The sequence below is a fragment of the Pseudomonas sp. genome (assembly GCF_017744435.1).
Lineage (GTDB): Bacteria > Pseudomonadota > Gammaproteobacteria > Pseudomonadales > Pseudomonadaceae > Aquipseudomonas.
In genome coordinates this window covers 84,102-96,882 of the sequence record NZ_JAGIBG010000008.1, presented here as the reverse complement: position 1 = coordinate 96,882, position 12,781 = coordinate 84,102, and the positions used below count along the sequence as shown (strand labels likewise).

The following is a 12,781-nucleotide window of genomic DNA, read 5'->3' as shown; positions in this document are numbered from 1 at the left end:
CGTCTCCTCGTCTGGTTACTGCTGCTGTTTGCGGAAATGCGGGATGACCTTCTCGCCGATGTTGCGCAAGGTCTCCAGCTGCGCCCACTGCGGCACGGTGCCCATCTGGCAGATGAACAGGATCTCGTCGGCGCCGGCATCGATCAGCCGCTGGACATAGCCGATGCAGTCCTCGACCGTGCCGTAGGCGTGGTTGGGGTTCATCATCGCCATGGTCGGGTCGGAGAAATCGACACGTACCTCTTCGGAAGCGAAGCGCGACTTGATCACCGCCTGGCCGTTGCCATCGACGTAGGTGTCGTCCTTCCACTTTTCCGGGTCCGGGCGTTCTCCGCCGCCGTACCAGTAGCCCAGCGATTCCATGAAGTAGCGCTGGCCACGGATACCGATGTGCCGCGCCTGTTCGTTGTCGTCCAGCACGATCGCCGGGCACAGCGCCGCGATGTGGCGGTTGGGGCGGAAGCCGACCTGCTTGCGCTCGTCACGGTTGTCGAAGGCCTCGTGGTACACCTCGACCTTCTTGGCGATTTCCTCCGGCCCGCCGAAGCCCAGCACCAGTGCGCCCATGCCACGCCCACCGGCGTTCTTCAGCGAATCGGTATTGGTGCAGGCCAGGTACATCGGTGGGTGCGGGTCCTGGTACGGCTTGGGGTGGATTGGCCGCTTGGGGATCTTGACGAAGTCGCCGTGGTGTTCGATTTCGTCCTGCACGAACATTTTCGGGATCAGGTACATGGCCTCGTCGATCTGCGGCTGCAAGGTCGCCAGGTCATAGCCGAAGGTGCCGGCCTCCTGCTGGGTGCCGCCCTTGCCCACGCCAAAATGCACGCGCCCCTTGGACAGCAGGTCGAGGGTGGCAATACGCTCGGCCACCTTTACCGGGTGGTTCATGGCCGGCGGCAGGCAGACCACGCCATGGCCGATGCCGATGCGCTCGGTCTTGCCGGCGACAAAGGCCAGCATGGTCTCGGGCGCAGACATGTGCGAGTAGTTGGTCAGCGCGGTGTGCTCCACGCACCAGAAGGTGTCGAAGCCCAGCTGGTCGGCCAGCACCGCCTGCTCGACGGTGTCATCGAAGATCTTGCGGTCACCCTCGCGGCTGGCATCGATGGTCTGGGCTTCGTATATCAGCGAGAATTTCATGTGTCTTTCCTTGTTGTTCTGCAGACATGGCCGGGAGCCCGGCCTTGATCACATCCTCACCCTTTGCCCGGGCGCTCGAATCCCACAAATGGACTAGCCGAAACCGGTGAGCGCCCGGTGTGGTCAGCGTGTGTTCAGAGGAAGAAGTCGCTGCTGTCCTGGCCCATGCTCACCGCCCCCAGGTTCCACGCATACTTGGCCGGGCTGTTGGCCACATGGGCGCGGCCGGTGTGGATATCGCGGAAGGCGCGGTTGATCGGGTGATCGCGGAAAATGGTCGAAGCGCCGCTGTTGAACATCAGCTCGGCGACCGCCTTGGCACAGCGGTCGACCACCAGCGCCGAGTCGTAGCGCATCTTCACCCGCAGCTGCATGTCCAGCGGCGTGTCGCCACGGGCGCTGTCCAGCATCAGCTCGAAGTTGCGCAACAGCACGGTGCGGCACTCGTCGACACAGATCATGGCGTTGGCCAACGCGCCCTGGGCGGCCGGGTCCTGCAGCACCTTGCGGCCGTCGTTGACGGCGACCCGCGCACGGTTATGGGCAATGAAATGGTCCACGGCCCCCTGCAGCGCACCAATGGCCGAGGACGACACCGCGCGCACGAAGATCTGCCCGAACGGCAGGTGGTAAAGCGCCGAGGTGTTCACCTGGTTGCCGGGGCTCTGCTGCATGAACCCGTCGGCGGCACGGTGCGTGCGGTACTCGGGCACGAACGCATTGTCGACCACGACGTCGTGGGAGCCGGTGGCCTCCAGCCCCATGACGTTCCAGTTGTCGAGTACCTGATAGTCGCTGCACGGCACCAGGAAGGTCCGGTAGTCCGGAGCCCCGCCTGGCGCTTCCGGCGGCACCAGCGCACCGAGGAATGCCCACTGGCAATGCTTGCTGCCCGAGGAGAACCCCCAGCGACCACTCAGGCGAAAGCCGCCCTCGACCCGCTCGACCTTGCCCACCGGCATATAGGACGAAGAGATCAGCACGCTGCTGCTCTGCCCCCAGACATCCTGCGCCGCGCGGTCGTCGAACAGCGCCAGCTGCCAGTTATGGATGGCCACCACGCCCAGCACCCAGGCCGACGACATGCAGCCTTCGGCAAGGATCATCTGCACCTCGAAGAAATCCTTGGGTTCCAGCTCCAGGCCCTGCCAACGGGCCGGCTGGAGGATGCGGAAGAAGCCAGCCTCGTGGAAATCGGCAATGGTTTCTTCCGGCAGGCGGCCTGCCTGTGCGGCCTGGGCGGCGCGCTCGCGCAGTACCGGCACCAGTTCGCGAGCGCGTTGGCGCAAGGTTTGACGCGTGAGGTCGGTATTCATCTTGTTGTTCTCCTCTGATCGCCCCGTTCGCCGGAGCGCATGCGAGAGAGGCGCTGGAGCCTCCACCGCCGGCATTGCAACAAGGAGATCAGGGCTCGGCATCCCTCAAACGGACCATGCGCGGTAAGCCGCGACTAGTCCCCTCGGACGATGTTGGCCATTGCCACGGTTGCAACAATTCATCGCACTGAACCCGCCAACACCGAGGCCGTGCGATGAACGACAACTCTCTGAAAGCCGACATGCTCCAGGCCATGCGCCGCCTGGCCAAGTCCGTCACCATCATCAGCACCAGCGACGGCAGCCAGCGTTTTGCCATGGCTGCGACTGCGGTCGATTCGCTGAGCACCGAACCGCCATCGTTGCTGATCTGCGTCAACCAGAGTGCGTCCCCCCATGCGGCGCTGGCCGGCGGTGCGGGCTTTTGCGTGAACATCCTGGGCCTGGAACAACAGCACCTGGCCCACCTGTGCAGCGGCAGCATCAAGGGCGAGGCCCGCTTCGGCCAAGGCCAATGGCTGACCAGCGACGAAGGCATCCCCTACCTGGCCGACGCCCAGTCGTCGATCCTCTGCCGCCAGGACGGCCAGTTCGCTTACGGCACCCATACCATTTTCATTGGCCGTATCCTGCGCATTCACACCACCCCGACCATCACGCCGCTGGTGTACCTGGACGGCCACTACACGACCACTGCCAAGCCTGTGCCTCTCGCGGCCAGTGCCGGCTGAGGCGCACGTGACGAAGCCGGCGGTGTTGGCACCGCTGCGGGTCGAACACGCGCAACAACTGCCATGGCAGCAGCAGGCCGACCTGGTGGTGGTCGGCTTCGGTGGCGCCGGCGCCAGTGCCGCCATCGAGGCGGCCAGCCGCGGCCTCTCGGTGCTGGCCCTGGAGCGCTTTGCCGGGGGCGGCGCCACCGCGCTCAGCGGCGGCGTGGTGTATGCCGGTGGCGGTACACCGCAACAGCACCAGGCCGGTTACCAGGACCACCCCGAGGCCATGTTCGCCTACCTGCGCCAGGAGGTCGGCGATGCCGTCGGTGAGCAGACGCTACGCACCTTCTGCGACGCCAGCGCCGATCAACTGAGCTGGCTGGAACGCCAGGGCGTGGTGTTCGAAGGCAGCATGGCGCCGCACAAGACCTCCTACCCCAGCGACCGCTACTACCTCTATTACTCCGGCAACGAAGCCGTGCCGAGCTATGCCGCCAGCGCCAAGCCTGCGCCACGCGGGCACCGAGCCAAAGGCTCGGGCCTGTCCGGTGCCAGCCTGTTCGCGGCCCTGGCCAGCAGCGCCCGACGCCAGGGCGTCGAAGTACGCACGCAGTGCCAGGTGCGGCGGCTGGTGATCGACCGCGATGACCAGGTGGTGGGTGTGCAGGCCTGGCAGCTGCCGGTCGGCAGCCGCGCCGCCCGCCAGCATGCGCGCCTGTCGCGCTGGGCGGCCGCCGTGCACATGTACGCGCCAGCACTGTCGGCGCGCCTGCGGGCACGCCTGCAGCGCATCGAGCAGGCATCCGCCGAGCCGGTATGGATACGCGCGCGCCACGGCGTGCTGCTGAGCAGCGGTGGTTTCGTGCTCAACCGCGCGCTTTTGCAGCAATACGCACCCCGCTACCTGGATGGCCTGCCGTTGGGCAGCAACGGTTGCGACGGCAGCGGCATCGACCTGGGCCGCAGTGCCGGGGGCAGCCTCGGGCAGATGCACAAGGTCAGTGCCTGGCGCTTCATCAACCCGCCGCTGGCCTGGGCCCGCGGGCTGATCGTCAATGCCCGCGGCGAGCGCTACTGCAATGAAGAAGTGTACGGCGCCACCCTCGGCCATCACATGGTCGAGGCGCACGATGGCCGCGCACTGCTGATCCTCGATCGCCAGCTGCGCAACCAGGCACTGCGGCAGGTGGGGCCAGGCAAGGTGTGGTCGTTCCAGCGCCTGCCGGTCCTGCTCAACCTGCTGTTCAACTGCCGGCGCGGCAACACCCTCGAACAGCTTGCCGAGCGCTGCGGGCTGCCAGGCCAGGCCTTGCGCGAAAGCGTGGAAACCTACAGCCGCGCCGCCCGTGGCGAAATCGACGACCCCCAGGGCAAATCCTCGGCGATGCGCCATGACCTTGGCCACGGCCCCTGGTACTGCCTGGACCTGTCCTATGCCAGCCGCCTCTATCCCTGCCCGACCCTGACCCTGGGCGGCCTGCGGGTATGCGAGCACAGCGGCCAGGTGCTCGACGCACTGGGCAAGCCGATTACCGGGCTGTACGCCGCCGGCCGTTGTGCGGTGGGCGTGGCCTCCAACCTTTATATATCCGGCCTGTCCCTGGCCGACTGTGTCTTTTCTGGCCGACGCGCTGCAGCTCATGTTGCCCAACGCCACGCCAGCGACCCTAGCCACCAAGGAGTACAACCATGCAACGTGTAGAAGGAAAGGTCTGCCTGGTCACCGGCGCCGCCAGCGGCATCGGCCGTGAAGATGCCCTGCTGCTGGCCAGCCAGGGTGCCCGGGTGGTACTCACCGACCGCAACGACCAGGCCGGCCGTGAAGTGGCCGCGCAGATCGGCGAGAACGCCCTGTTCATCAAGCACGACATTGCCAGCGAAAGCGACTGGCAGCAGGTGATCGCCACCACCCTGGAGCACTTCGGCCGCCTCGACGTGCTGGTGAACAATGCCGCGATCCTGGCCATGGGCACTATCGAAGACACCAGCCTGGAGCAGTGGCAGACGGTGCAGAAGATCAACGGCGACGGCTACTTCCTCGGCTGCAAGTACGCCATCGAAGCGATGAAGAAAACCGGCGGCGGCTCGATTATCAACATGTCGTCGGTGGCGGCCCTGGGTGCCATGCCGATGTTCTGCGCCTACTCGGCATCCAAGGGTGCGGTGGCGGCCATGACCCGCTCCATTGCCCTGCACTGCAAGCAGCAGGGCTATCGCATCCGCTGCAACAGCGTGCACCCGGACGGCGTCAATACCCCCATGACCCAGGCCCTGGCAGGCGGCCAGGCGATCCCCCAGGCGGTGCTCGACCAGGACCCGATGAACCGCATGTGCGCGCCCCGCGATATCGCCAACGTGGTGCTGTTCCTGGCCAGCGACGAGTCGCGCTTCGTCAACGGTGCAGAGCTTCGGGTGGATAACGCCCAGCTGATCAGTGGCATCTGACATGAGCACCCTGGCTGCTGCAGAATCGACCACGGCCGTTAACGCCACTGCAGGCGAGCTGCGCCTGCAGGTGTGCGCGATCATCGACGAGACCGCCGACGCCCGCTCGCTGGTGTTCGATGTGCCCGAGGCGCTGCGGGCGCGCTTTGCCTACAAACCTGGGCAGTTCCTCGGCTTTCGCGTGGACGTGGGTGGCCAGTGCCTGACCCGCTGCTACTCGATGTCCAGCTCGCCATGGACCGATGCCAGGCCCAAGGTGACCATAAAGCGCGTCGCTGGCGGGCGCGTGTCGAACTGGATGAACCAGTGCGTGCAGGTGGGCGACTGGCTCAAGGTGCTGCCGCCGGCCGGGCATTTCTGCATCGACCAGCACCAGGCAGCCGACACCACCCGGCCGCTGGTGCTGTTTGGCGGTGGCTCGGGCATCACCCCGGTGTTCTCCTTGCTCAAGGCCGTGCTGCATGCCGGCCAACGCCCGGTGCTGCTGGTGTACGCCAACCGCGACGAAGCGTCGGTGATCTTCCGTGACGAACTGCGCCAGCTCGCCAAGGCACACCCGGAGCAACTGCACGTGGTGCATCTGCTGGACACGCTGCAGGGCTTTGTCGATGCCCCACAGGTGCGCCAGCTGGTGCGCCTGTGGCGCGGCGCGGATTACTTCATCTGCGGGCCGGGGCCGTTCATGGATACCGTGGAAAGCACCCTGCTGGCCCTGGGCGAGGCGCGTGAGCGCATCCACGTGGAACGCTTCGTTTCGCCGCCAGACCCATGCAGCTCGGGTACTGCCCAGCCCGCCATCGAGGCCCAGGGTGCCGTGTGCGAGCTGCTGCTGGTGGAACTCGACGGCGTCACGCACCAGATCGTGCCGCGCCCTGGCGAAACCTTGTTGCACAGCTGCCGCGCGGCGGGGCTCGATGTGCCGTTCTCGTGCGAGGAAGGGTTCTGCGGGGCCTGCATGTGTACCGTGCAAGAGGGCCAGGCGCGGCTGACCCGCAATGATGTCCTGAGCAGTGCCGAGCTTGAAGCTGGCTGGACCCTGGCCTGCCAGGGGCATCCCCAGGGGGCACGGGTGCGGGTGAAGTTTCCCGCTTGATGCGTCTAGTCCTTGCAGACGATCCCGGCAGGCTCGGCAACCGGTAGACTTGCCGGCGGACACTCCACAACAATAAGACAGAGGGATTGAATATGGCTCGTTTGCAAAGCAAGGTCGCAGTGGTCACCGGAGGTGCGTCGGGTATCGGCCTGGCCTGCGTTCGCCGCTTCTGCGCCGAGGGTGCCCAGGTGGTCGGGCTGGACGTCGGCCAGCCGCCTGCAGACTTCCCAGGCCTGTTCATGGCCCTGGATGTCCGCAATGAGCAGCAGGTGCAGCAGGTGATGAGCGAAGTCATCCAGCGCTTTGGCCGTATCGACGTGCTGGTCAATGCCGCCGGCGTTGCCAGCCAAGGCAGCGTGACCACGGCCAGCACTGCCGACTGGCAACGCGTGCTGGATATCAACCTGACCGGCAGCATGCTCACCAGCAAGCATGCGCTGGGGCAGATGCAAGCCCAGCGCAGCGGCTCGATCATCAACATTGGCTCGATCTTCGGCCTGCAGGGCTGTGACGGCAACGTGGCCTACAACGTTTCCAAGGGCGGTATCAACCAGCTCACCCGCAGCATGGCCATCGACTACGGTCACGCCAACATCCGCGTCAACGGCCTGTGCCCTGGCCTGATCGAAACGCCGATGACCAGCATGGTCCGCGAACAGCAAGCCTTCCATGACTTCTTCGCTTCGCAGCACATGCTCAGCCGCTCGGGGCAGCCCGAAGAGGTTGCCAACGTCGCGCTGTTCCTGGCCTCGGACGAGGCATCCTTCGTCAGCGGGCAAATGATTGCGGTGGACGGTGGCTTCTCGGCCGGCCGCCGCTTCGCCCCGCCCAGCGCCTGACCCATCCGGCCGGGCCCATGGGCCCGGCCTTCCCCTTGGCTCATCGATCCTCTGCCTGAGGAGGCCCCATGCCGTCCGTGGAAAACGCTCAGACCTTCCCGCAACTCTTCGCCCTGGCCGCTGCAGCCTATGGCAATCGCCCGGCCATCGAGGAAGCAGGACAGGCCATCAGTTACCAGCGTCTGGATCAATTGCGCCGGCTGGCGTCACGCGCCCTGCTGGCACTGGACGTGCCGGTTGCGGCCCGGGTGGCGGTGTGGGCGCCCAACCTGTGGGAATGGATCGTCGCCGCCGGTGCCCTGCACAGCGTCGGCGCCACCCTGGTGCCGCTCAATACCCGCATGAAAGGCGCCGAAGCCGCGCAGGTGCTGCGCGACAGCGACACCTGCGTGCTGTTTTGCATCAGCCACTTCCTCGACACCGACTACCCTGCCCTGCTGGCCGAGCAGGCGCTACCGGCGCTGCGCCAGGTGATTCACCTGCGGCCCCGGGGCGAGGTGGCCGGCGGCCTGGCCTGGGATGATTTCCTTGCCCTTGCCGAGCAGGTCAGCGACGCCCAGCTGACCGAGCGCGAGCGGCAGGTGAACGGCGATACCCTGTCGGACCTGCTGTTCACCTCCGGCACCTCGGGCAAACCCAAGGGGGTGATGAGTGCCCATGGCCAGAACCTGCGCGTGGTGCGCGACTGGAGCGAGATCGTCGGCCTGCAGGTGGGGGACCGCTACCTGATCGTCAACCCGTTCTTCCATTCCTTCGGCTACAAGGCGGGCTGGCTGGCGGCATTGATGCGCGGCTGCACGCTGCTGCCACAGCAGGTGTTCGACCCCCAGGCGCTGCTCGAATGCATCGAGCAGCAACGCATCAACGTGCTGCCTGGGCCGCCCACGCTGTACCAGTCACTGCTGGCCCACCCGCGCCGTGGCGACTATGACCTGGGCAGCTTGCGCGTGGCCGTGACCGGTGCGGCCTCCATCCCGGTCGAGATGATCCGACGGATGGGCAGCGAGCTGGGCTTTGCCACCATCGTCACCGCCTACGGCCTGACCGAAGCCTGTGGTTTCGTCACCATCTGCCGCAGCGGCGACAGCGCCGAGCGGGTGGCCACCACCTGCGGCCGCGCCATGCCTGATGTGCAAGTGCGCTGCGTCAACGCCCAGGGGCGGCCGGTAGCGGCCAATACGCCAGGCGAGGTACTGGTACGCGGCTACAACCTGATGCGTGGCTACCTGGACGACCCTCAGGCCACGGGCGAAGCGATCGATGAACAAGGCTGGCTGCATACCGGGGATGTCGGCGTGCTCGATGACCAGGGCTACCTGCGCATCACCGACCGGCTGAAGGACATGTTCATCACCGGTGGCTTCAATGTCTACCCGGCAGAGATCGAACAAGCCCTGGTGCGTTATCCAGGCGTGGCCCAGGCGGCGGTGATCGGCATTGCCGATGAGCGACTTGGCGAGGTGGCCATGGCGTTTCTGTTGCCGGTAGCGGGGCAGCGGATCGACGAGGCGGCCGTGTTGGCCTGGTGCCGCGAGCAGATGGCCAACTACAAGGTGCCACGGCGGGTGCAGGTAGTGGATGACATGCCGCTCAATGCCACGGGCAAAGTGGCCAAGCAGGTGTTGCGCAGCTGGATGGCCGAGCCCGCTTGAGATGACCTGACACCGGGGCTGCCAGGCAGCCCCAGGTTTACAACACCTAGATCACCCGGGCCGGATGCTGCTGGCGAGGCTCACCCAGCATTGCCCGGTGCGAAGGGGGTTGGCGCCCGTCGGCCTCGGTAATGCCATAGCGCGGAGCAAGCTCGGCGGTGATCAGGGTCTGCCCGCTGTATTCAGGCAACTGCGGATCATTGAGCAAGGCGTGGATCAACCGACCATTGAATGCCGGGGTCTCGGCATTTTCCAGGAACGCCCGGTACTGCTCGCCATGCTGCTCCCCGGCAATGCGCGTGCGCTCGGTCAGCTGCGGCCCCAGCCACAGTGAAACGGCCGCCACCCCGCGCCCCTCGAAATCGATGGCCATGTCCGCCGCCAGCTTGTCGCACCCCGCTTTCTGCGCCCCATACGCCGGCCCATGCATGTAGCAACCGGCGCCGAACGACGAGGTGAAACACACCAGCGCCCGGCCGCTGCGCAACAGCAGGGGCGCCGCGTGGTAGCTGGCGACATAGGCCGAGCGCAGGCCGACATCGAGGATCTGCACCAGCGATAGCGGTTTCTCCCAGAACGGCCCCGGTTCGATCAGCTGGTCGTGTACGTGGGCAACGTTGTTGACCAGCAGATCCAGCCGCCCACATTCCCGCTCGATGCGTTCGAACAGCGCCCGCACCTGTTCATCGTCAGCATGGTCGCAGGCTACCGCGATCCCACGCCCACCGGCGACCTCGATGGCGGCAGCAACAGCTTGCAGGTCGCCCTCCAGCGCGTGGCCGTACAGGGTCGAACCGCCCTGCCCCGGCACCCGGCCGGTGACATACACGGTCATGCCCTTCTCCCCCAGGGCCAGGGCGATGCCCCGCCCGACGCCTCGGCTGGCACCGGTTACCAAGGCCACCTGTGGTCTATCCGTCTGCATGCTTATCTCCCGGTCAGGGCCAGGGTGAATTCACCCTGGCGTTGCTGGCTATTGCCGCGAATATGGTTGGCGGCCAGGTAGCCGAAGGTCATGGCCGGGCCAAGCGTGGTGCCCGCGCCGATGGCGTAAAGGCCAGGGACGCCGGGGTGCATCGCCGCGTGCGCCTGGCACTGCCTCGACGCCAGGATCACCCCAAGGCGGGCCTTGATGTTCAGCCATTGCCCGTCACGCAGCACGCGGGCACCGCAAAGGCGATCGCCGACGATCAGCAGCTGATCAAGCCGGCAGTTCAACCACAGTGGCACGCGACGGTCGCTCAGCGAGCAACGCAAGGCGCCGACCAAGGCGTTGCCCTGGGTGAGAAAACGGTCGCGACGGGACGCCTTGCGCCCCTCCAGGTCACGCCAGTAGCGCCACGACACTTTTGCCGCCAGGCCCAGCCAGCCCTTGCTGCGGTGCAGCAGCACGCGCGTTTCTTCCAGGGTCATGGCCATGCGCCCCATGAGCAATGTGCCGGGCGACGGCGCCCGCAGGCGCAGCAACTCCTCGCCCAGGGCTGCGCCATCGAATGGCCGGGGCGCCTGCGCGGCGAAGCGTGCCCGTGTGTCGCGCTCAAGATATTCGAGCATGGCGCGGCCGTGCTCGGGCAGCCAGAGCGTGCCGCTGTATTGCGCCGAGGCCCCCCCGTAGCGGTCATCCTTGTCGATCAGCAGGGTATCGAGGCCCAGGTCATGAGCACGCAGCGCGGCGGTCATGCCGGCCGCCCCCGCTCCGATCACCAGCACATCACAACATTCCTCCCACCTGATCATCCGCGCACCTCCCTCAGTCCGATAGCACCATGGCCAAGCCGGAATCAGGCGGCTTCGGGCCCTCGGCCAGGGATTGTCCAAGCCTCTGCATGACCCGGCATCGTCCATTGGGACTATCGAGTCACGGCCCGTTTCGCGTAGTCCACTTGGACGATGTTGCAGCCCAAGCCCCATCCCATAGTCGTGCCTGCACCACCTACCCAAACGTCGGACGGGCAGGCATGCCCGCGCACGAGGACGACAATGATAAGAACAACAATTGCGCCCCCACCGCTCAACACCTACATAAGCTTGCCCCTGTTGCTGCTGGCCGGGAGCCTCAGCCAACCTGCCTGCGCCCTGACCTTCCAGCCCAGCGATGACCTCAGCATCGACTGGGACACCACGCTGAGCTACAGCCTCGCCTGGCGCACCGAGAAACGCGACCACAAGCTTGTGGCCAACGCCGATGGCAACGATGGCGACAACGCCTTCGACCGCGGCAGCCTGATCACCGACCGCGTGGGTTTCCTCAGCGAGGCCAACCTGCGCTGGCAAGAAAACTACGGCGTGTTCATGCGTGCCTCGGGCTTCTATGACCGGGCATACGATCAGAGCAACGACAACGACACTGGCACGTCCAACTGCTTTGCCAGCGGCGTGTGCAGCAAACCGGACCGTTTCCCCAAGGACACGGTCGATCAGCACCGTGACGACCTGCGCATGCTCGATGCCTATGCCTACGGCACCTGGGACATGGCTGGCCACAATCTCAACCTGCGCGTCGGCGACCAAGTGGTGAGCTGGGGTGAAAGCCTGTTCTATCCCGGCGTCTCGGGCGCACAGAGCCCGGTGGACGCCACCAAGGCGACCACCCCAGGCGTCGAGGTGAAGGAAGTGCTGCTGCCAGTCGGCCAGGTGTTCGGCCAGTTCAGCCTGACTGACGCGCTGGATGTGGAGGCCTACTACCAGTACAAGTGGGAAAAGACCCAGATGTTCGGCGTCGGCAGCTACTTCTCCACCACCGACTTCATCGACCGTGGCGGCTACAGCGACGCCACCGGCTTCGTCAGGCGGCTGAAGGACGATGAGCCCAGCGACAGTGGCCAGTACGGCCTGGCGTTGCGCTATACCGCCGCCTCGTTGAACAACACCGAGTTCGGCCTGTACTACGTGCGCTACCACGACAAGACCCCAACCCTGGACTTCCAGAGCGACCTGGGCTTCTACCGCGCCCGTTACTTCGACAACATCGACCTGTATGGCGCAAGTTTCGCCACCGTGCTCGGCGATACCAGCCTGGCGGGCGAAGTCAGCTACCGGGACGGCCAGCCGGTGATGGTCAACAACGGTTTCTCCAGCGCCGTGCGCGCCGAGACCTTGCAGGCACAGGTGTCGGCCATTCACGTGTTCGGGCCCAATGCCTTCTCCGACAACACCACCCTGACCGGGGAACTGGTCTACAACACCGTCCTGCACAACGACAAGTCCGACCCGCTGACCCTGGCCCCCGGCCTTACCCTCGACGGCACCGACAGCCTGGTGGGCGACCGCGATGCCTGGGGTTACACGGTGCAGGTCAACTTTGACTACAACGACGTGTTCAGTGGCTGGGACATGTCGGTGCCCATCAACTTCAGCACCGCCGCCCAGCATGACAGCGCCCTGACCGGCTCGATCAACTATGGCCAGGGCGACGACCGCGCCAGTATCGGCACCACCTGGCGTTACCTCGGCAACTTCACCGTCGAGGCGCTCTATAGCGCTTACCTGGGCAATGCCAACAACTCGCCCTGGGCTGACCGCGACAACGTGGCACTCAACTTCAAATACCGATTCTGAAGCCCTGATCGAGGATCTA

General features: G+C 65.8%; 11 protein-coding genes. 7 read left to right on the top strand and 4 right to left on the bottom strand.

Annotated elements, in window-relative coordinates; genetic code table 11:
* Positions 1–15 precede the first annotated feature (15 nt).
* On the bottom strand, positions 16–1,143 hold the full coding sequence (locus tag J7573_RS07965; protein WP_294332159.1) for an LLM class flavin-dependent oxidoreductase: 1,128 nt from the start codon (positions 1,141–1,143) through the stop codon (positions 16–18).
* A gap of 134 nt (positions 1,144–1,277) precedes the next feature.
* Positions 1,278–2,459 carry an acyl-CoA dehydrogenase family protein gene (locus J7573_RS07960; RefSeq protein WP_294332156.1) on the bottom strand — a complete coding sequence of 394 codons (1,182 nt, stop codon included), beginning with the start codon at positions 2,457–2,459 and terminating at the stop codon, positions 1,278–1,280.
* A 215-nt stretch (positions 2,460–2,674) separates the two neighbouring features.
* Between J7573_RS07960 and J7573_RS07955 the strand changes: the two genes are divergently transcribed.
* From J7573_RS07955 to J7573_RS07930, 6 genes are all read left to right on the top strand, one after another.
* Positions 2,675–3,190 carry a flavin reductase family protein gene (locus tag J7573_RS07955; protein WP_294332153.1) on the top strand — a complete coding sequence of 172 codons (516 nt, stop codon included), beginning with the start codon at positions 2,675–2,677 and terminating at the stop codon, positions 3,188–3,190.
* 22 nt (positions 3,191–3,212) lie between these two features.
* The gene (locus J7573_RS07950) at positions 3,213–4,877 is read left to right on the top strand and encodes an FAD-binding protein (protein WP_294332589.1); all 1,665 of its coding nucleotides are present in this window, start codon (positions 3,213–3,215) and stop codon (positions 4,875–4,877) included.
* Positions 4,865–5,620 (top strand): glucose 1-dehydrogenase, encoded by a 756-nt coding sequence (locus tag J7573_RS07945; protein ID WP_294332151.1) that lies wholly within the window; start codon positions 4,865–4,867, stop codon positions 5,618–5,620. The genes J7573_RS07950 and J7573_RS07945 overlap by 13 nt, the downstream gene beginning before the upstream one ends.
* A gap of 1 nt (position 5,621) precedes the next feature.
* Positions 5,622–6,713: a ferredoxin--NADP reductase gene (locus tag J7573_RS07940; RefSeq protein ID WP_294332149.1), complete on the top strand. Its 1,092-nt coding sequence runs from the start codon at positions 5,622–5,624 to the stop codon at positions 6,711–6,713.
* 92 nt (positions 6,714–6,805) lie between these two features.
* Entirely contained in the window at positions 6,806–7,552 is a 747-nt protein-coding gene (locus J7573_RS07935) for an SDR family oxidoreductase (protein ID WP_294332147.1), read from the top strand.
* A 68-nt stretch (positions 7,553–7,620) separates the two neighbouring features.
* Positions 7,621–9,204 (top strand): FadD3 family acyl-CoA ligase, encoded by a 1,584-nt coding sequence (locus J7573_RS07930; RefSeq protein ID WP_294332145.1) that lies wholly within the window; start codon positions 7,621–7,623, stop codon positions 9,202–9,204.
* A 46-nt stretch (positions 9,205–9,250) separates the two neighbouring features.
* Here J7573_RS07930 and J7573_RS07925 read toward each other — a convergent pair whose 3' ends face one another.
* Positions 9,251–10,129, bottom strand: a complete 879-nt coding sequence (locus J7573_RS07925) for an SDR family NAD(P)-dependent oxidoreductase (RefSeq protein ID WP_294332143.1) — start codon at positions 10,127–10,129, stop codon at positions 9,251–9,253.
* Between the two features lie 2 nt (positions 10,130–10,131).
* On the bottom strand, positions 10,132–10,941 hold the full coding sequence (locus J7573_RS07920; RefSeq protein ID WP_294332141.1) for an FAD-dependent oxidoreductase: 810 nt from the start codon (positions 10,939–10,941) through the stop codon (positions 10,132–10,134).
* Between the two features lie 243 nt (positions 10,942–11,184).
* Here J7573_RS07920 and J7573_RS07915 point away from each other — a divergent pair, with 243 nt between their 5' ends.
* Positions 11,185–12,762, top strand: coding sequence for a DUF1302 domain-containing protein (locus J7573_RS07915; RefSeq protein ID WP_294332136.1), 1,578 nt, complete (start codon positions 11,185–11,187; stop codon positions 12,760–12,762).
* Positions 12,763–12,781 lie beyond the last annotated feature (19 nt).